General features: G+C 71.0%; 19 protein-coding genes. 9 read left to right on the forward strand and 10 right to left on the reverse strand.

The features are described 5' to 3' along the window. The first annotated feature begins 84 nt into the window (after positions 1 to 84). Positions 85 to 1,020, forward strand: coding sequence for an aminoglycoside phosphotransferase family protein (locus ACZ6S0_RS38355; protein ID WP_465924236.1), 936 nt, complete (start codon positions 85 to 87; stop codon positions 1,018 to 1,020). Between the two features lie 9 nt (positions 1,021 to 1,029). Here the strand turns inward: ACZ6S0_RS38355 and ACZ6S0_RS38360 are convergent, their stop codons facing one another. Then, positions 1,030 to 1,932: a LysR family transcriptional regulator gene (locus ACZ6S0_RS38360; RefSeq protein ID WP_465924237.1), complete on the reverse strand. Its 903-nt coding sequence runs from the start codon at positions 1,930 to 1,932 to the stop codon at positions 1,030 to 1,032. A 97-nt stretch (positions 1,933 to 2,029) separates the two neighbouring features. Between ACZ6S0_RS38360 and ACZ6S0_RS38365 the strand changes: the two genes are divergently transcribed. Next, positions 2,030 to 2,497 (forward strand): cupin domain-containing protein, encoded by a 468-nt coding sequence (locus ACZ6S0_RS38365; RefSeq protein WP_465924238.1) that lies wholly within the window; start codon positions 2,030 to 2,032, stop codon positions 2,495 to 2,497. Further along, complete coding sequence (locus ACZ6S0_RS38370; RefSeq protein ID WP_465924239.1) at positions 2,494 to 3,828, forward strand: MFS transporter; 1,335 nt, start codon at positions 2,494 to 2,496, stop codon at positions 3,826 to 3,828. Before ACZ6S0_RS38365 ends, ACZ6S0_RS38370 begins: the two co-directional genes overlap by 4 nt. A 16-nt stretch (positions 3,829 to 3,844) precedes the next feature. Here the strand turns inward: ACZ6S0_RS38370 and ACZ6S0_RS38375 are convergent, their stop codons facing one another. Genes ACZ6S0_RS38375 through ACZ6S0_RS38390 form a run of 4 tightly spaced genes read right to left on the reverse strand, consistent with a single transcriptional unit; the run spans position 3,845 to position 8,367 of the window. Further along, positions 3,845 to 4,657, reverse strand: coding sequence for an SAM-dependent methyltransferase (locus ACZ6S0_RS38375; protein WP_465924240.1), 813 nt, complete (start codon positions 4,655 to 4,657; stop codon positions 3,845 to 3,847). Positions 4,658 to 4,694: 37 nt separating this feature from the next. After that, positions 4,695 to 6,515, reverse strand: a complete 1,821-nt coding sequence (locus ACZ6S0_RS38380; RefSeq protein ID WP_465924241.1) for a glycoside hydrolase family 15 protein — start codon at positions 6,513 to 6,515, stop codon at positions 4,695 to 4,697. Next, positions 6,512 to 7,024 (reverse strand): hypothetical protein, encoded by a 513-nt coding sequence (locus tag ACZ6S0_RS38385; protein ID WP_465924242.1) that lies wholly within the window; start codon positions 7,022 to 7,024, stop codon positions 6,512 to 6,514. Before ACZ6S0_RS38385 ends, ACZ6S0_RS38380 begins: the two co-directional genes overlap by 4 nt. After that, the gene (locus ACZ6S0_RS38390; protein WP_465924243.1) at positions 7,021 to 8,367 is read right to left on the reverse strand and encodes a molybdopterin-dependent oxidoreductase; all 1,347 of its coding nucleotides are present in this window, start codon (positions 8,365 to 8,367) and stop codon (positions 7,021 to 7,023) included. The genes ACZ6S0_RS38385 and ACZ6S0_RS38390 overlap by 4 nt, the downstream gene beginning before the upstream one ends. A 337-nt stretch (positions 8,368 to 8,704) precedes the next feature. Here ACZ6S0_RS38390 and ACZ6S0_RS38395 point away from each other — a divergent pair, with 337 nt between their 5' ends. Further along, positions 8,705 to 9,220: a MarR family winged helix-turn-helix transcriptional regulator gene (locus ACZ6S0_RS38395; RefSeq protein WP_465924244.1), complete on the forward strand. Its 516-nt coding sequence runs from the start codon at positions 8,705 to 8,707 to the stop codon at positions 9,218 to 9,220. A gap of 9 nt (positions 9,221 to 9,229) precedes the next feature. Here the strand turns inward: ACZ6S0_RS38395 and ACZ6S0_RS38400 are convergent, their stop codons facing one another. Next, a complete protein-coding gene (locus ACZ6S0_RS38400; protein ID WP_465924245.1) occupies positions 9,230 to 9,580 on the reverse strand; it encodes a DUF3703 domain-containing protein in 351 nt (116 codons plus the stop codon). Between the two features lie 18 nt (positions 9,581 to 9,598). Then, positions 9,599 to 9,922 carry a hypothetical protein gene (locus tag ACZ6S0_RS38405; protein ID WP_465924246.1) on the reverse strand — a complete coding sequence of 108 codons (324 nt, stop codon included), beginning with the start codon at positions 9,920 to 9,922 and terminating at the stop codon, positions 9,599 to 9,601. Positions 9,923 to 10,145: 223 nt separating this feature from the next. Between ACZ6S0_RS38405 and ACZ6S0_RS38410 the strand changes: the two genes are divergently transcribed. Continuing rightward, complete coding sequence (locus tag ACZ6S0_RS38410; RefSeq protein ID WP_465924247.1) at positions 10,146 to 10,889, forward strand: DsbA family protein; 744 nt, start codon at positions 10,146 to 10,148, stop codon at positions 10,887 to 10,889. Beyond that, the gene (locus tag ACZ6S0_RS38415; RefSeq protein ID WP_465924248.1) at positions 10,870 to 11,583 is read left to right on the forward strand and encodes a vitamin K epoxide reductase family protein; all 714 of its coding nucleotides are present in this window, start codon (positions 10,870 to 10,872) and stop codon (positions 11,581 to 11,583) included. The genes ACZ6S0_RS38410 and ACZ6S0_RS38415 overlap by 20 nt, the downstream gene beginning before the upstream one ends. 17 nt (positions 11,584 to 11,600) lie before the next feature. Here ACZ6S0_RS38415 and ACZ6S0_RS38420 read toward each other — a convergent pair whose 3' ends face one another. Beyond that, positions 11,601 to 12,077 carry a hypothetical protein gene (locus ACZ6S0_RS38420; RefSeq protein WP_465924249.1) on the reverse strand — a complete coding sequence of 159 codons (477 nt, stop codon included), beginning with the start codon at positions 12,075 to 12,077 and terminating at the stop codon, positions 11,601 to 11,603. Between the two features lie 226 nt (positions 12,078 to 12,303). Here ACZ6S0_RS38420 and ACZ6S0_RS38425 point away from each other — a divergent pair, with 226 nt between their 5' ends. Continuing rightward, positions 12,304 to 12,663 carry a BlaI/MecI/CopY family transcriptional regulator gene (locus ACZ6S0_RS38425; RefSeq protein ID WP_465924288.1) on the forward strand — a complete coding sequence of 120 codons (360 nt, stop codon included), beginning with the start codon at positions 12,304 to 12,306 and terminating at the stop codon, positions 12,661 to 12,663. 11 nt (positions 12,664 to 12,674) lie between these two features. Beyond that, positions 12,675 to 13,601: a M56 family metallopeptidase gene (locus ACZ6S0_RS38430; protein WP_465924250.1), complete on the forward strand. Its 927-nt coding sequence runs from the start codon at positions 12,675 to 12,677 to the stop codon at positions 13,599 to 13,601. A 36-nt stretch (positions 13,602 to 13,637) separates the two neighbouring features. Here the strand turns inward: ACZ6S0_RS38430 and ACZ6S0_RS38435 are convergent, their stop codons facing one another. Beyond that, positions 13,638 to 13,817: a hypothetical protein gene (locus ACZ6S0_RS38435; RefSeq protein ID WP_465924251.1), complete on the reverse strand. Its 180-nt coding sequence runs from the start codon at positions 13,815 to 13,817 to the stop codon at positions 13,638 to 13,640. A gap of 209 nt (positions 13,818 to 14,026) precedes the next feature. On the opposite strand from ACZ6S0_RS38435, the gene ACZ6S0_RS38440 reads away from it, so the two are divergent. Further along, a complete protein-coding gene (locus tag ACZ6S0_RS38440) occupies positions 14,027 to 15,997 on the forward strand; it encodes a bifunctional copper resistance protein CopD/cytochrome c oxidase assembly protein (RefSeq protein ID WP_465924252.1) in 1,971 nt (656 codons plus the stop codon). A 16-nt stretch (positions 15,998 to 16,013) separates the two neighbouring features. Here ACZ6S0_RS38440 and ACZ6S0_RS38445 read toward each other — a convergent pair whose 3' ends face one another. Then, positions 16,014 to 16,994 (reverse strand): C40 family peptidase, encoded by a 981-nt coding sequence (locus ACZ6S0_RS38445; protein WP_465924253.1) that lies wholly within the window; start codon positions 16,992 to 16,994, stop codon positions 16,014 to 16,016. Positions 16,995 to 17,106 lie beyond the last annotated feature (112 nt).

Below are 17,106 nucleotides of genomic sequence, written 5' to 3' on the forward strand. Positions count from 1 at the left end.
GACGCCTGCCCGGTGATCGGGCGCCTCCGTGACCTCCTTCGTTCGTCGTAGCTCGACCCTGGACCCACGAAGGAGATGTCTTCCATGAACACGTCCATCGACGTTCCCGACCCGTTCGCCGCGTCCTATGGCGCGAACGGCGCCGAGGCGCGCGCTTGGCTCGCCGAGCTGCCTCGTCTCGGCGGCGAGTTCCTGGAGCGTTGGGGGCTGCGGCCCGACGGCGCGGCCGCGTACGGCATGGCCTCGCTGGTCCTGCCCGTGCTTCAGCCCGACGGGGCACCCGCCGTGCTCAAGCTTCAGCAGCTCCGGGAGGAGACCGCCGGTGCCGCCCCCGGGTTGCGGGCGTGGGACGGCGGCGGCATCGTCCGCCTGCTCGACTACGACGAGCAGAGCGGCACGCAGTTGCTGGAACGCCTGGACGCGGCCCGGCCGCTGTCGTCGGTGGCCGATGACGACGCGGCCATGCGGATCCTGGCCGAGCTGATGGCCCGCCTGACCTCGGTTCCCGCCCCCAAGGGCCTGCGACGGCTGTCCGACGTCGCCGCGGCCATGCTGGAGCAGGTCCCGCAGGCCCTGCCGGCGCTGCGCGAGCCTGGGGAGCGGCGGCTGGTGCGCACCTGTGCGTCCGCCGTGGCCGAGTTGGCCGGAGAGCCCGGCGATCGCCTGTTGCACTGGGATCTGCACTACGACAACGTCCTGGCGGGGGAACGGGAGCCCTGGCTGGCCATCGACCCCGAACCGCTGGCCGGCGACCCGGGGTTCGAGTTGCTGCCGGCACTGGACAGCCGGTGGGAGGAGGTGGCGGCCACCGGAGAGGTGGCTCGCGCGGTGCTGCGCCGCTTCGACCTGCTCACCGAGGTCCTCGGTCTCGACCGGAGCCGGGCGGTCGGCTGGAGTCTCGGCCGCGTGCTGCAGAACGCGCTCTGGGACATCGAGGACGGCAAGGCCACGCTCGAACCTGCCCAAGTGGCGATCGCCCTGACGCTGCTGCACCGGAAAGAACCGGCCACCTTCCGGTAGCTCTGTCTGTCAGGACAAAACAGCCTGTCGGCAGGTCCGCCGTACCGCTTCGAGCAGGTGACGCACCATCGGGGACGGCGGGTCGGGCGGGACGGCGAGCGAGGTGGTCAGGCGGAGGCCGGCCAGCGGGCGCAACGCCACCCGCGACATCGTCGGCAAGCCGCCGACCTCGTAGAACACCGTCCAGGACGGCGGATCGGCGGCGATCTCCGCCAAGGTCTCCTGAAAGCCGCGGAACGGCGGGCCCGGCACCGGTTCGACGCCCGCCGCCCGGAACGCGTCGAGCACGAGGTCGTGGAAGGGCGGGTTGGCGGCGCGGGGCGCGAGCCGCAGCGGCAGGTGCGCGAGCCGGGCGATGTCGAGTTCCGGCTCGGCGGCCAGCGGGTGGTCGACCGGCAGCGCGACCATGAGCGGGTCGTCCCAGACAGGCAGCAGCTCCAACCCGGGTACGCCGGCCGAGGCCCGCACCAGCGCCGCGTCCAGTTCGCCGGAACGTACGGCCGCGAGCCGCTCGGTGACCGGCAGGCTGCTCAGCCGGACCTTGAGCCGGGGCGCGATCGCCGACAGCGCGTTCAGCGTCCGGTAGAGCCGGTCGCTGGGACCGCGTACGACGCCGAGCCGGAGCACGCCCTCATCGCCTGCCACCAGGTCGGCGGCGGCCCGGCGCAGCCGCCTGGTCGCGGCGAGCACGGCACGCGCCTCGGTGAGCAGCCGCTCACCGTCACCGGTGAGCCGTACGTGCCGCGTCGAACGGTCGAACAGCCGGACGCCCAGCTCGCGTTCCAGCCGGCGGACCTGCTGACTCACCGCGGACTGCACGATGCCGATCCGCTCGGCGGCCCGGCCGAACCCGCCCTCGTCGGCGACGGCCACGAAGTATTCCAGTTGCCGCAGTTCCACCTGCGTGCCCATTCATCTCGATTCGTGATTACCACAGTCGTCAACTGCTTCTACCTCGCCATTCATTCCTGACGTGCAATGGATGCCGTTTCTAGTAGAAGGGACCACCATGACCGTTTCCGATGCCGCCCTCGTCGTCCATCCGGGGGAGGCGGCCACGGCGCCACTGGCGCACGGCGGGTTCGACCTGCTGGCCGACGGCGGCGCGGTCAGCGCCAGCCGGCTCACGCTCGGCACGGGCGCCGACGGCGCCCGGCCGCACCGCCATCTGCTGTCGTCGGAGCTGTTCTACGTGCTCGACGGGGCGATGACCTTCTACCTCGGCGGTGACCTGGTCGACCTGGCCGCGGGCGGGCTCGTCGTCGTGCCGCCGGGTCTTCCGCACGCGTTCGGGGCGGCCGACGGCCGTACGGCCGAGGTGTTCGTGGTGCTGAGCCCGGGGATCGAGCGGTTCGGCTACTTCGAACGGCTCGCGGCGATCAGCAGGGGCGAGGCCGCGTTCGAATCGCTGCTGCCCGAGCAGGACCGTTACGACGTGCACTTCGTCGACGTGCCCGACTGGCGGGTGGCCCGATGAGCGCTTCCCACGCCGCCACGGGCCGCGTGACAGAGGGCGGTGTGACGGCTGCGCCGGGTGGGGCACTGTCGCGTGGCCTGCGGATCGGCCTGCTGTTCGGCCCGAGCGTGTTCGGTGTCACAGCGGCGGGCGTGGCGCTGCCGCAGGTCTCCGCCGCCTTGCAGGTCGGCTCGGCCGCGGTCGCCTGGGTACTGATCGCGCACGCCCTGGCGCTCGGCGTCGGCACGGCGCTGTTCGGGCGCTTCGCCGACTCCTGGGGCGTACGCACGTCCCTGCTCGCGGGCTCGGCCGTACTCGCGGCGGGCGCGATCGTCTGCGTCGCCGCGCCGAACCTGGGCGTCCTGGTGGCCGGGCGGCTCCTGCTGGCCACGGGCTCGGGCGCGATGGCCGCCGGTGGCCTCGCCCTGCTCGCGATGACCGCCCCGGAGCTGCGGGCCCGATCCCTGGCCGGGTACGGCGCCGTGATGGCGGTGTTCGCGGCGACGGCGCCCCTGCTGGGCGGCCTGGTGACGGCCTGGCCGAGTTGGCGGGTCACCGTCGCGCTGCCGGTGCTGTCGCTGCTCGCGGTGCCGTTCTGCCTGCCGCTCGTCACGCGGCCGGGCAGCGGGCATCGCATCGACTACGCCGGGGCCGCCGCGCTGGCGGGCGCGGCCGGGGCGCTGCTGGTGGCGATCCAGTCGCGCACGCTCGGCCTGCCGGGGCCGGCGGCCATCGGGTTGGCGGCGGTCGCGCTCCTGCTCGGCGCGTGGGTGCTGCGCCGCAAGGACGGGTTCGTGCCGCGCCCCGTGGTGGCCGACCGGCGGTTCGTGCTCGCCATGGTGATCGGGGTCGGGATCTTCGGCGGGCTGTTCGCGACCATGTACGCCGTGCCGCAACTGCTGGCCCGTGAGTACGGGTGGAGCGTCCTGGAGGTGGGTGCCGCGCTGCTGCCAGGGGCCGTCGTGGGCGCGGTCGGCTCCCGCCTGGCGGGGTCGCTGACCGCCCGCTGGGGGCGGACGGTGCTGGCGGGCGTCGCCGCCGCCGCCGGGCTCACACTTGGCTACGCGGGGCTGGCCGGGGGCGGTCCTTGGCCGGTGGTGGTGGGCGCCGCGCTGGGGCTGGCCGCGTTCGCGGTGGCCCAGGTGGTGCTGACCGCCGAGATGTCGGGGCGGATCCCGCCACCGCAGCGCGGAGCGGGCATGGGGTTGCTGAACCTGACCTTCTTCGTGGGCGGCGGTGCGGGATCGGCGGTCTGCGGCGCGCTGGCGGGCCCGCTCGGGCTCACCGCGGCCCTGGCGGTGGTGGCGGTGTTCCCGCTGGTCGCGGCGGTGGTCGCGGTCGCGTCCCGCTGACGGGGCCGCGTGCAGGTCACGGCTTGCGGGCGACTCCGCACACGGCGCTCACCACCGTGGCCGGCTCGTCCCAGCGGTCCGGCTCGGGGTGCCACTCCGGCGTGGGCACCACGCCGGGCTCCACCAGCTCCAGACCGGTGAAGAAGCCGGCGATCCGCTCAGGAGAGCGGAGCTGGTAGGTGTTGGCGGAACTCTTGTTGTACGCGGTGACCGCCTCGATCAGGGCCGGGTTGGTGTTCGTGCCGTCGCTCAGCGCCAGGTGGCTGCCGGGGGCGAGGGGCTCGAGCAGCCGGTCGATGACGCCCTGCGGATCGTCGTCGTCGGTGAGCTGCCCGGCGATGCTCAGCATCATGACCGCGACCGGCCGGGACAGGTCGAGCGTCCGGCCCGCCTGCTCCAGGATCAGGTCGGGCCGGCGGACGTCGGCGTCGACGTAGTCCGTGGCGCCTTCTGGCGTGCCGGCGAGCAGGGCACGGGCGTGCGCCAGGACGATGGGATCGTTGTCGACGTAGACGACCCGCGAGTCGGCCGCGAGTCTCTGCGCGACCTCATGCGTGTTGTTCGCTGTGGGCAGCCCGGTGCCGATGTCCAGGAACTGCCGGATCCCGGCCTCCCGCACCAGGTGGCGCACGGAGCGGACGAGGAACTCGCGCTGCAGCCTGGCCACCATCGCGAAGTCGGGGAACAGCCGCAGCAGGGTCTGACCGGCCTCGCGATCCACCTTGAAGTGATCCTTGCCGCCGAGCAGGAAGTCCCAGACCCGCGCGGAATGCGGCACGGTGGTGTCAACGCGGTCCCAGACTGATGCGTCCGCATTGTTGTCACACATTGGGGCATCTTTCCACATCAATGATGTCGAATGTGCTCTATTGCCCTACTCGACGACGGGCGTCCCCGATGGCGCGGGCGGCGTTGATCAGGCCGATGTGGCTGAGCGCCTGGGGGAAGTTGCCGATCGCCTCCCCAGTGGTGGCGTCCACCTCCTCGCTGAGCAGGCCGACATCGTTGGCGCAGGAGGCGGCGGTCTCGAACGCCCGCCTGGCCTCGGCGTCCTGACCGAGGAGGGCCAGCGCGTGGGCGAGCCAGAACGTGCACAGGAGGAAGGTGCCCTCCTGGCCCGGCAGCCCGTCGGCGGAGCGGTAGCGGCGCACCAGTCCTCTCACGTCGGTCAGGTGGGTGGCGACCGCCCGCACGGTGGAGCGGATTCTCGGGTCGTCCGGCGGCAGGAACCCGACCAGGGGCATCATCAGGGTGGCGGCGTCGAGCTGGTCGCCGTTGAAGGTCTGGGTGAAGGCGCCCGCCTGCTCGTTCCAGCCGTGGCTCAGGATCGCGGCGTGGATCTCGTCGCGGCCGCGCGTCCAGTCGGCGACCCGGGAGGCGGCTCCCAGCACGGGGGCCAGGGAGATCGCCCTGTCCAGCCCCACCCAGCACATCAGCTTGGAGTGCGTGAAGTGGGCGCCGGGGCCGCGAATCTCCCACAGGCCCTGATCCGGCTCCCGCCAGCGGCGCGCGGCGGTCTCGGCCACTCCGATCAGCAGCGAGCGGGTGAGGGGGTCGAACGGGCCGAGGTCCCGGTAGGTCTGGTGGGCGGCGTCGAGCAGTTCGCCGTACACGTCGAGCTGACGTTGCCGCCACGCGTCGTTGCCGATCCGTACGGGGGCGCTGCCCCGCCACCCCCGCAGATGCGGTAGCCGCCGTTCGCTCAGGTCGCGCTCGCCGCCGATGCCGTACATGATCTGCAGGTCCGGGTCGGCGTCGGCCTGGGTCGCGCACGCGCGGGACAGGAAGGTGAAGAAGGCGGTCTCCTCCTCCTCGCAGGTGGCCGTGTTCAGCGCGTGCAGCGTGAAGCTGGCGTCGCGGACCCAGGTGTAGCGGTAGTCCCAGTTGCGCTCCCCGCCGATGCTCTCCGGCAGGGAGGTGGTGGCCGCCGCCACCATGGCCCCCGTCGGGGCGTAGGTCATCGCGCGCAGGACCCGGCCGCTGTGGTTGACGTGCCAGGGCCAGGGGCCCTCGTAGTCGGCGTGCCCGCGTGACCAGGAGCGCCATCCCGCGACGGTGTCGCGCATCCGGCGCGCGACGGCCCACGAGGTACGGCGCGGCGGGTCGGGCGCCCAGGCCGGGCCGGCCTGCAGGGCCAGACCGACGCTCTGTCCCGCGCGCAGGGTGAGACCGGCGTCCGCGACCGAGCCGCTGGTCCTGAACTCCACCGGGCTGGACAGGGTGAGCACGTCGGCGCCGCCCCGGGCGATCAGGCCGCCGCCGACCGGTTGCATCAGCGGGCGGACGAGGCCGTACTCGGGCCGGGGCGCGTACACGATCTCCACGGGCACCCGGCCCTCCGTGCAGGCGATCCGGCGAAGGAGCAGGCCGGGCGACGACGTGCCCAGCGCGTGCCCGCGTTCGCCACGGCCCAGCGCGAGAGCGTCCATGAGCACCAGAGTGCCGCCGGGGGTCCGGAACGTGGTCTCCAGCACGAGGGTGTCATCGACATACCGGCGGGTCACCTCGGCCGGGCAGGCAGGCCGGATCGTCCAGCGGCCGGCGTCCTCGTCCAGCAGTCGGGCGAAGAGCGCCGGGCTGTCGAAACGTGGCAGGCACAGCCAGTCGACAGAGCCGTCGGACGCGACCAGCGCGGCGGACCGGCAGTCCGACAGCATCGCGTAGTCGCCGATCGGCCGGGCGCTCAACGGCCGGCCCGCCCCGCGACCAGGCGCCGCAGCACGTAGAGCAGTGCCGAGGCGGCGAAGAGCACCAGGGTGACCGCGATCCACCGGGTGAGATAGGGCAGGGTGCTCAAGGCGACCGCCGCCCGGTAGTTGGGCTCGGCGCCGCGCAGGATGAGCGGAGACCACACCAGCAGCAGCAGACCGGAGAACGCGGTCGGCACGCGCAGGTGGTTGAGGAGAGACGGCTGCCGCCTCGGCGGCCGTGGCCGGGGCCGAGCGGCCGTACGGCCACGGTGACGGGTCAGGGCGGTGGAGGACCTGGCGGCGAGGTCGGCGGCGGAGTAGAGCGGGAACAGCACCAGATCGTGCAGGATGACGGCGCCCACGAACCACACCAGAAAGCCCGGCAAGATCCCCACGTCGACCACCCGGATCGCGGCGTAACCGGCGACCAGGAAGCAGAGGGCGAGCGCGAGCAGGTGCCACAAGGGGGCGCCGTAGATCCTCGCCCACCGGCTGTGGCCGTTCAAGACCTCTCCTGGGTGAAGTCGAGTTCGCGCACCCACTTCGTGTTGTGCACGCCTGGCGCGTTGGGGACGATGACCCGCGCCGGGTAGCCGTGGTCGAGCGACAGATCGGCGCCGTTGACCCGGAGCGCCAGCAACGAGCGCGGGTCGGCGACCTGCGCGGCGCTGAGCGAGGCCACGCCGAAGTAGCCGCCGCGCTGCAGCGACCTGGCGGTGACACCGGCCGAGCCGGGCTGGACCCCGGCGAGGCGGGCGAGGTCGGCCAACCGTACGCCGGTCCAGGTCTGGACGGTCGACCAGCCTTCGACGCAGGCGATCGGCAGGGCGTAGGTGTACAGCGGCATCGCCAGCAGGTCCGCGCGGGAGAACTCCCTCCGGCTCGGTCCGTTGAGTGCGAGCCGCCAGGACTCGCCGGTCTGGGCCGCCGTGACGCCGAGACTGGCCGCCGTCTTGTTGACCTGGAAGTCGTTCGGGCCCGGACCGTAGTAACGCCCATGGGGAGCGAGCAACGCGGTACGGCGCAACGGCCCGTCGATGCACTGGCCGACGGACAGGCCGAACATGACCAGCGAGCCGCCCCCGGCGAAGGCCAGCAGGCCGCGCCTGGACATCGTGGCGGGCGCCGGGTCGGTGGGGACCAGCCCGTCAAGGTCCGGCGGCTCCGGGCGGGTGTCCGCCACGGAGGTGCGCAGGTGGTCGCGCAGGCCGTACGTCCGCAGGGTGCGGATGACGCGGGGCAGCTTGATGACGACATGCACCACGAAGGCGGCCATGAAGATCCAGGCGCCATAGAAGTGGGCCGGGTAGAAGGAGAACGGGAAGACGTAGAAGAGCTGGACGTTGAGTATCCCGGTCACGAACTGGAACACCGCGCCGCCGACCAGCAGCAGCAGGCTGGCCCGCTCGACGACCTCCGCCACGGACCGGGCGGGCGGCCAGGAGAACAGCTTGGGGATGACCGACCACAGCTTGGCCAGCAGTATCGGCACCAGCGTCAACCCGCCGATGACGTGCAGGCCCTGGGTGACCCGGTACAACCAGACCGGGTCCGTGGGCCAGTCGAACAGGTAGAAGCCCAGCAGGCCCCTGCCCGGGGTCGTGTCGTTGCCCGGCAGCCGGGGCTCGTAGGCGGCGTACGACACCAGGCCGGTGATCGCGACGACGGTGATGCCGACCAGCAGGACCAGCCCGAGCACCGAGGTGAGCCAGGGGCCGCGGAGCGGGCTGCGCCAGAACTCCGGCCGGAACGGTCCCGGCGGTCCGCTCCACCCTCTCAGGCGCGCGGCGAGGCTGCCCTTCTTGCCGGGCTCGACCTCGTGATCGTGCCCACGCGACGCATCCGGCACCGGTCCCCCCGATATCCAATGTCGGCTGTCCGGTCTCCTTCACCGAAAACGCTTCTTGCAAAGCAACGCCCCGGCACCCATTCGGCAATGTCACGGAAACCCGTGGAGCGACGCTTCCGCGCACTCGCGTACTACGGAACAGCGCCGTGTCGGTGCCCAGCGCGACGAACGGCGACATGTGGCCGGGCTCCGGCACGTTCAGCGCGGTGCTCATTGTCGGGACCAGGAAGGTCCCGCGCGTGGCATCCGCTTATGCACATGGTAAGCATAGTGCACAAAAAATGCATGATGCATCTCTTGAGCATCATGCAATCTGCCGTATCGTGCAGGTGAACACATGCGCGATCGGAGGTTCGCCCCTATGGACGCCGAGCAGGCGAGCGCCCGCCTCGAGTGGGAGCTGATGATTCTCACGCGGCAACGCGAGCAGGCCATGCTGCGGGTCAGGCCCGGCGATGAGCGCCTGGACCGCAGCGCCTACGTCCTGCTGAGCCGGCTCGAAGCGCAGGGCCCCATGTCCATCGCGGATTTCGTCGACGCCTTCGGCCTGGCCGCGTCCACCTTCAACCGGCAGACCGCCGCCCTGCTGCGGGACGGACTGGTCGAACGCACCCTCGACCCGAACGGCAGCGTGGCCCGCAAGTTCCGCATCACGGCAGAGGGCAGCCGACGCCTGACCTCCGACCGCCGCCAGGTCGTCAACGGCCTGGCCACGGTGCTGACCGACTGGCCGCCCGAGCGCCTGGAGCGCTTCATCGCCGACTTCCAGCAGTTCAACGAGGACATCGAACGCCTCACCGGGCGCCCCTGGCCGCGTCCGGCCACGGCCGCGACGCCGTCCACCGGAGGTTAGCCGGCCGGGTCAGGCGGCCCGCAGCAGCTCGGCCAGGTCGGCGGGCATCGGCATCGGCCGGGTGAGGCCCACGGTCGCGCGGCCGGTGTTGCCCTCGGGATAGCGGCCCAGCGCCGAACCGGGCGCGGCCACGATGATGCGGAGGGCTTGGCCGAGCGCCTCGCGGCGGTCGCGCCGGCGGATGGCGAGGGTGAGCATGGCCAGGTGGTTGGCCGTGTGCGGCCAGGGCCAGGGCTGCGACAGGATGTGGGCGCGCTCCAGGTGCCGCCAGCGGGTCTCCGGGTCGGTGCTGACGCGGGCGGCGCGCATCTCGGCCTGGTAGGCGGCCCGTACGGCGACGGGCATCGGACGGCTGGCCATGGGGTGGGTCCCTTTCGGTCACTCGTGGGCAGGGCGGGTGGCGGTGATCCGGATCAGCGGGTCGTCGGCGAACGCCCTGGCGGCGGTGAGGGTGACGGCGGGGTCGGTGACCCAGTCGTCGAAGGCGGCCATCAGCTCGCTCTTGCGGGTGACCGGCAGCTCGGCCAGATCGGCCCCTTCGGCCGGAAGGCCCTGGTACAGGCGCCGATAGTAGGGCGAGCGCGCACGGGCCCAGGCCACCAGCTCGGCCAGGCGGGTGTGCTGCCGGGCGGCCATCGCCCGCTCGCCGCCCGCCTTGGCCCGGCGGACGTCGGTCAGCAGCCGTAACGTCGAGACCTTCATCGCTGGGGGTCTCCTTCCTGGTGTCCGGCAACGTTGTGCGCCTGGCCGGTGCCGGGTCGTGCACTTGATCCGGCTCCCGACAGGACCGAGGCGATCGATCGCGAATTCAAGCTGTCATCACTCTACAGCGATGAATGGGAGCCCGCTCGGTCGGACTGTGCTCGGTCACTTCGACTATCTTCTACACTCCGTAGAAAAGTTGGTCGGTGGTGAGGAGTCGCACGTGCCGCAGCAACAGGACCGGGCCGAAGCCAGGCGCGCCAAGGTCGATGCCATGCGCGCGGAAGAAAGGCAACGCTCCGCGCGCAGGAAGAACGTGACCATGTCAGTCGCTGTCATCGGGGTTTTCGCCGTGGTGGCGGCCGTGTGGCTGGCGATCAGCAGCCTGGGTTCAGGCGCGGGCAGGACGGGCGAAGGCGCTGCGTCGGCCGGTGCGCCGCAGGTGGTCCGTGAGGACAGCCACCGGCTGCAGACGGCCGCGGACGGCAAGGTGACGCTGGTGGAGTTCCTCGACTTCGAATGCGAAGCGTGCAAGGCGTACTTCCCCACGGTCGAACAGCTCCGCAAGGACTACGCGGGGAAGGTCACCTTCGTCGCCCGCTACTTCCCGATCAGCAGCCACTTCAACGCCGAGCGGGCCGCCCGCGCCGTGGAGGCCGCCGCGCAGCAGGGCAAGTTCGACGCGATGTACCAGCAGATGTACCAGACCCAGACCCAGTGGGCCGAGAAGCAGGTACCCGCCGACGCGTTCTTCCGCACGCTGGCCGAGGGACTGGGCCTGGACCTGGCCGCCTGGGACAAGGCGTACGAGGACCCGGCCACGCTGGAGCGGGTGAAGAAGGACGCCGCCGACGGCGAGGCGCTGGGCGTGCAGGGAACCCCGACGTTCTTCCTCAACGGCAAGAAGATCGAACCCCGTTCCTCCGACGAGTTCAAGGCGGCCATCGATGCGGCGCTCGCCCAGTGACACCGCGCCCCCCGTGGGCGTCACCCCCGCCACGGCCCATGCCGCCGAGCCCGAGCCCGAGCCCGAGCCTGAGGCCGAGTCTGAGCCCGAGGTCGCATCCGAGGTCGGGCCCTTCCCGCGACTGCTGGCACGGCTGCTGTTCGTCGGCGGTGGGATCGGGCTGATCGCGGCCTTCGTGCTGACGATCGAGAAGATCGCTCTGCTGGAGGACCCGTCCTACGTGCCCAGTTGCAGCATCAACCCGGTGCTGTCCTGCGGCTCGATCATGCGTACGGCGCAGGCGGAGCTCTTCGGCTTCCCCAACCCGCTGCTGGGTGTCGCCTCGTTCGCCATCGTCACCACGGTCGGAGCCGTGCTCCTGGCCGGAGCGGCGTTGCCGCGCTGGTTCTGGCTGGGCCTGCAGGCCGGCGTCACCGGCGGCGTGGTCTTCGTGCACTGGCTGATCTTCCAGAGCCTGTACGTCATCGGCGCGCTGTGCCCGTACTGCATGGTCGTGTGGGCGGTGACCGTGCCCATCTTCTGGTACGTCACCCTGCACAACGTGGTCCGGAGGCATCTGCCCGCCTCGGCGGCCGTGCGCCGCCTGGCCGGGACGCTCGCCACGTACCACAGCGTGCCGCTCACGGTCTGGTTCCTCGCCCTCGTGGCCATGATCGGGATCAGGTTCTGGGACTACTGGAGCACCCTGGTCTAGGTCGTCTGGACGCGGCCCTACATGCCGGGCATCGTGTGGGTGGCGGCCTCGAGGTCTCCGCCCACCCGCTGCTGCAGGGCCTGCAGGAGGTCCATGCTCGCCACCACGGCCCATTGCCTGCCGACGAGGTAGGTTCCGCCGTACATCTGGGCGGCGTCCAGCCACTCCCGCTTGCCCTTCTCGGTGGCGAAGGTGACGATCGTGTAGCGTCCCGCGGCCGTCTGACACGCGGCCTGACGTAGTTCGGCGGCGTCGGTCTGCACCTTCAGTGACGTGCAGGCGGCCTTCGACGCCAACTCCTCCACGCTCGCCGCCGGGGCGGCGGTGGCGACCGGGGCAGGCGTTGCCGCATGGTGCTCCGCGCTCTGCCGGGGTGGCGCGACGGGGGAGGCGCAGGCCGTGGCGAGGAGGAGGAGTGCTGCCGCGGCCGGGCGGCGGAGTCGTCCTGGGCCGACCCGTTTCACGTGATCGATGGTGTCGCGCCGCTCCTGCATGATCACTACCTCCTGCCTGCGAGCTGTCCTGCTTCTGGAGTTCATAGAAGCAGGCATGCGGTACGTGCGGCGGCGAATCGGCCCTGCCAGACCGGATACGTTCCCCTGTGCCGCTGTTTCGGGAGTTCGGGTTCGCGGCCGTCGCGGGTCGTGCCCGTTCGCGCTCGGCCGGTCCGCGCTTTCTGCCGGTAGCCTTCTAACGGGTGTAGAGGCTTGGAGGGTGCAGATGGTACGGCTCGGCAACCTGGAGCGGTCGATCATGGAAGCTCTCTGGAGCCGTCCTGAGGGGATGTTCGCTCAGGACATCGCGCAGGGTCTGTCGTCTCAACCGGCCGTGACGACGGTCCTGACGGTCTTGGTCCGGCTGTCGCAGAAGGGCCTGGTCTCCCGCGAGAGAGTGGGGCGGGCACACCTCTACAAGGCGACCGAGGGCAGAGACGCCTTCGTCGCCGAGATCATGCGTGCCGCGCTCGAAGAGGCCGGAGATCTCGAAGCGACCGCGCAGCACTTCGTGGGCACGGTGACGCCCGAGATGGCCGAGGCCCTGCGCGAGGCGCTCAACGTACGGAACGGAACGGTGGCGTGATCATCTGGTTGGTGGCAGCCGGTATCGCGCTGGCGCCGATCGCGCTCGGCGGCCGGATCGCGCGACGGCTTGCCGCGGCCCCGTGGACGCACCGCTCCCCTCGGGCCGCCCTGGCGCTCTGGCAGGCCATCTGCCTGGCCGGTGGCCTGGGCGCGGTGGGAGTCGGTCTCGTGGCGGCCGTGGCACCGCTGGCGGCCGTCTTCCCGCACGGTGCGCACACCCTGGCCCGCCAACTCGTCAGCGGCCATGGGCTGGACGGCCTGGGGGGCCTCCACGTCGCGGCCCTCGCCTGGTCGGTCGGGCTGATCGTGTGGTTGCTGGTCCACACCACCGGGGTCACGGTGAAGACGGTCCGCCGGCAACGGCGTCAACGTCTGCTCGTCGACGTGGTGGCCGATCACAGCGCGGTCCACGACGCGTACGTGCTGCCGAGCCACGAGAGGGTCGCCTACTGCCTGCCCGGCAGGCGGGGGCGCGTCGTGCTGAGCCAGGGCACTCTCGACCTACTCAGCGCGCACGAGTTGGAGGCCGTGCTCGGGCACGAACGCGCCCATGCCCGCGGTCGTCATGATCTGGTGCTGCTGCCGTTCATCGCGCTGGCCCAGGCGTTCCCCTGGCTTCCCGCGGCCCGGGCGGCACGTGAGACCGTGCCCCTGCTGCTGGAGATGATCGCCGACGACCACGCTCGCCGAACCCACGGCGAGTTCGTACTCGCCCAGACCCTCGTTCGGATGGCCACCCCGCGCTTCGACGACGGGGCGCGTACGTTCGCCCTGGCGGACGCCGCCGTCGCCGAACGGGTCGGCCGCCTGCTTCGCCGGCACGAGCGTCCGCCATGGGTGCCGGCCGCGGCCTACGCGGCCGCCACCCTGCTGCTCAGCGGCCCGTCCGCGGTGCTGGTGGCGCCTCTGCTGTGCGTCACCATCTGGAACATCTGACACCCGGCGACCGAGTCTCTCTCTGAGGCGCCTGCCTCAGGATTCCTGAGCCTCCTGGTGATTCCCCGAGGGGGCGGCAGGGGTGCCGGGCTCGTCGGCCACTCGATCTTCGACGGCCTTGGCCCGTGCCTCGGAGCGCATCAGATGGACGACGCCCGCGATGAACGCTCCACCCACCACCAGCGGAGGAACGAGCGCGGACACGATCTCGAACATATCGTGCACCCTTCCGTGGGCATGAACTTCTACGTGGCGTCGAATGCAGCGTACTGCGCGCTCCCGCCGGTGGCGGCCCCGGCTCTCCGGTGAGGGGGCGCCCGCCGACATTCGACATAATGTAGAAGTTGTGCCGGCGTGGACGGACGCGGCAGCACACAGCGGAAGCACGTCCCGATCTGACCGTTCTCGCCCTCAAGGACGGAACCATGCCCTCTCGAACCATCCGCCTCCTGCTCGCGGCTGGTGGCGCCGCGCTCGCCGCGCTCGCCGCCGGCCTGATCGCCGGAGGAGCGGCCGTCACCACGGTGATCGTCGGCCTGCCCGATGCCGGTGCCATCACTCGCTGGGGACTTCCCGTCGCGAAGCTCGGAGCGGATCTGGCGGCGACCGCCACCGTCGGGCTGCTGCTCGTCGCCGCGATCTTGCTGCCGTCTGGGAAGGGGCTGCTGTCGTCAGAGGCCAGAAGGTACGTCGACGGCGCGTCATGGGCCGCTGCGGCCTGGGCCGTCGCGACCGCCTTCACCTTCGCCTTCACCCTCTCCGACATTCTCGCCGTTCCCGTTGCGCGGCTTCTGAGCGTCGAGGCCATGGTCAGCTTCGCCACCTCGATCCCGCAGGGCGGCGCGCTCCTCTCGGTGCTCATGCTGGCCGCCGGGATCGCGTTCTTCGCCAGGGGGGTCGTCACCGTCAGCGCCGCGGCGTGGCTGCTGGGCGGCAGCCTGCTCGCCCTGCTGCCGCCGGTGCTCACCGGCCATTCGGCCAGCTCGCCCAACCACTCGATGGCGATCGTCGGACTCGGGTTGCACCTCGTGGCGCTCGCCCTCTGGGTCGGCGGCCTCGCGGTCGTCGCCGCGCACGCCCTGCGCAAGGGCGCGGATCTGCGGATCGCCGTCCAGAGGTTCTCCCGGCTGGCGCTGTGGTGTTTCGTCGGCGTCGGGGTGAGCGGCGTGGCGAGCGCCGCCGCCCGGCTCACCGAGTTCGGGCAGGTGCTCTCCTCCTCGTACGGTCTCCTCATCGTCGCCAAGACCGTGGCCCTGACCGTACTGGGCGTCCTCGGATGGCGGCACCGCCGCCGGAGCATGGGGGAGCTCGAGGCGGGCAAGCCGCGCGCCTTCCTCCGGCTGGCGGTCGGCGAAGTCGTGATCATGGCGGCCACCATGGGATTGGCGGTGGCGCTGGCGCATACCTCGCCGCCGCCGAACGACCTCGTCACCGACCAGGTCCGGGCCCTTCTCGGCTATGCGATGCCGCCGGAGCTGACGGCGGGACGGCTGGCGACCCTGTGGCGGCTGGATCTGTTCTTCGCGATTCTGGCGACCGCGGCGACGGCGGCGTACCTGGCCGGGGTCGGGCGGCTCCGCCGTCGCGGCGACAGGTGGCCAGTGCGCCGGACCATCGCGTGGCTCCTCGGCGTGACACTCGTCGTGGTGTTCACGCAGAGCGGCATCGCCACCTACGCCCCCGTCCTGTTCAGCATGCACATGATCCAGCACCTGGGGCTCGCCATGCTCGTCCCGATCTTCCTGGTGCTCGGCGCGCCCGTGACCCTGGCGCTGAGAGTGTTGAGACCGGCCGTCAGACGGGGTGACCGCGGCCCGCGAGAGTGGATCGTCGCCGTGCTGCACAGCCGGTTCGCCGAAGTGGTCTCACACCCGGCCCTGGCCATGATCCTCTTCATCAGCAGCTCGTACGCGCTCTACTACACCTCCCTGTTCGAGACGGCGATGCGTCAGCCCGTGGGACACATCCTCATGAACACGCACTTCCTGCTGTCCGGAGTGCTGTTCTTCTGGGTGATCATCGGCGTCGACCCCGGCCCCAGGAAACTGCCGTACATCGCCAAGCTGGGCACGCTGATGATGACCATGCCGTTCCACGCGTTCTTCGGCATCTCGATGATGATGATGGGCAAGTCGGTCGCCGCCGGCTGGTACGACAGCCTCGGCCGTACGTGGGGATCCTCGGTGCTGCAGGACCAGAACGTGGCGGGCGGAATGGCCTGGGCCTTCGGGGAGATACCGACGATGATCGTGGTCATCACCATCGCGGTGCAGTGGGGTTTCAGCGATCACCGTCAGGCGCGTCGAGAGGATCGGCACGCGGAGCGTGACGGCGATGCGGACTTGACGGCCTACAACGACTACCTGGCGAAACTCAACAGACGTTCCCCTCAATAGCCGTCGGTCGCGCCTGTCACGGGCGGATGGCGCCGAGCAGGCGGTTGCGCCAGTAGCCGTCGAGCGAGACCACCTTGATGACGTCGCCGGTCTGCGGGGCGTGCACCATCTTTCCGTTGCCGGCGTACATGCCCATGTGCCCCAGTCCTTTGCTGAAGAGCAGGTCGCCCGGCTGCAGCGCGTCCAAGGGGATGCGCCGGTTGGCACCCCAGGACCACTGGGTCCACGTCGTACGCGGTAGTTCCACCCCTGCGGTACGCCACGCGGCCTGGGTGAAGCCGGAGCAGTCGTAGGAGTCGGGCCCGGTGCCGCCGTACCGGTAGGGCTTGCCCACCTGGGCGAAGGCGAACTGGAGCGCCGAGCGGGCATTGCCCGAGGCCGGGCCGGTGTACTGGATGCCGGGGCTGTTGGGGTCGCCCGTCTGGAAGGCGCCGAGCCTGCGCAGGAGCTTGGTCTGCTCATCGACCAGCTTGTCGACCTTCTTCTTCTCGTCCTGCGCCTTGGTGCGTGCGGTTTCGGTCTCCTTCAGGACGCCCTTGGCCGTTTCGCGCCGGTCCCGAAGCTCCTTGGTCGCCGCCTCGAACGCCTTGACCTTGGCCGCCCTGTCCTGGGCGATCTGCTCGAGGGAGGCCATGCCGCCGAGGACCGCCTCCGGGCTGCCCTGGGCGAGTAACCGCTGCCAGCCCATCGACGGGCCGTACTGGTAGTTGTGCACAGCCACCGCGACGAGGTCCTGGCGCAGGGCGTCGGCCTCCGCGTTCTTACGACCGAGTTCGGTGTTCAGCTCGTTGTACCGATTCTTGGCCTTCTTGTACGCTTCGGTGGCCTGGTTGTACCGCTCGACCAGTTGGTCGGCCTGCTCGTTCAGCTTCACCAGCTTGGCTCTGGCCTTGGCCGGTGACGGATCGGCGACAGCAGGACCGGGATCGGAGACCAACGCGGCCACGATCAGCGCCGTGGCCACCATTGCTCGTCCCACCCACGTCGGCACTGCCACTACGACGCCTCCTCGTAAATCTCCGATCCTGGGCCGAAATAGTACAGAAGTTGGGGCGGCGTCTGGCCTGTTCGCTGCAATCGTGACGACGGATCCGCATGTACTATCCGCC

This window comes from Nonomuraea sp. NPDC051298 (assembly GCF_055586305.1).

Bases quoted from the DNA above. Each gene is read 5' to 3' on its own strand.
- ACZ6S0_RS38355 (WP_465924236.1), top strand. From the start codon at position 85: ATGAACACGTCCATCGACGTTCCCGACCCGTTCGCCGCGTCCTATGGC.
- ACZ6S0_RS38360 (WP_465924237.1), bottom strand. From the start codon at position 1,932: ATGGGCACGCAGGTGGAACTGCGGCAACTGGAATACTTCGTGGCCGTC.
- ACZ6S0_RS38365 (WP_465924238.1), top strand. From the start codon at position 2,030: ATGACCGTTTCCGATGCCGCCCTCGTCGTCCATCCGGGGGAGGCGGCC.
- ACZ6S0_RS38370 (WP_465924239.1), top strand. From the start codon at position 2,494: ATGAGCGCTTCCCACGCCGCCACGGGCCGCGTGACAGAGGGCGGTGTG.
- ACZ6S0_RS38375 (WP_465924240.1), bottom strand. From the start codon at position 4,657: ATGTGTGACAACAATGCGGACGCATCAGTCTGGGACCGCGTTGACACC.
- ACZ6S0_RS38395 (WP_465924244.1), top strand. From the start codon at position 8,705: ATGCGCGATCGGAGGTTCGCCCCTATGGACGCCGAGCAGGCGAGCGCC.
- ACZ6S0_RS38400 (WP_465924245.1), bottom strand. From the start codon at position 9,580: ATGGCCAGCCGTCCGATGCCCGTCGCCGTACGGGCCGCCTACCAGGCC.
- ACZ6S0_RS38405 (WP_465924246.1), bottom strand. From the start codon at position 9,922: ATGAAGGTCTCGACGTTACGGCTGCTGACCGACGTCCGCCGGGCCAAG.
- ACZ6S0_RS38415 (WP_465924248.1), top strand. From the start codon at position 10,870: ATGCGGCGCTCGCCCAGTGACACCGCGCCCCCCGTGGGCGTCACCCCC.
- ACZ6S0_RS38420 (WP_465924249.1), bottom strand. From the start codon at position 12,077: ATGCAGGAGCGGCGCGACACCATCGATCACGTGAAACGGGTCGGCCCA.
- ACZ6S0_RS38425 (WP_465924288.1), top strand. From the start codon at position 12,304: ATGGTACGGCTCGGCAACCTGGAGCGGTCGATCATGGAAGCTCTCTGG.
- ACZ6S0_RS38435 (WP_465924251.1), bottom strand. From the start codon at position 13,817: ATGTTCGAGATCGTGTCCGCGCTCGTTCCTCCGCTGGTGGTGGGTGGA.
- ACZ6S0_RS38440 (WP_465924252.1), top strand. From the start codon at position 14,027: ATGCCCTCTCGAACCATCCGCCTCCTGCTCGCGGCTGGTGGCGCCGCG.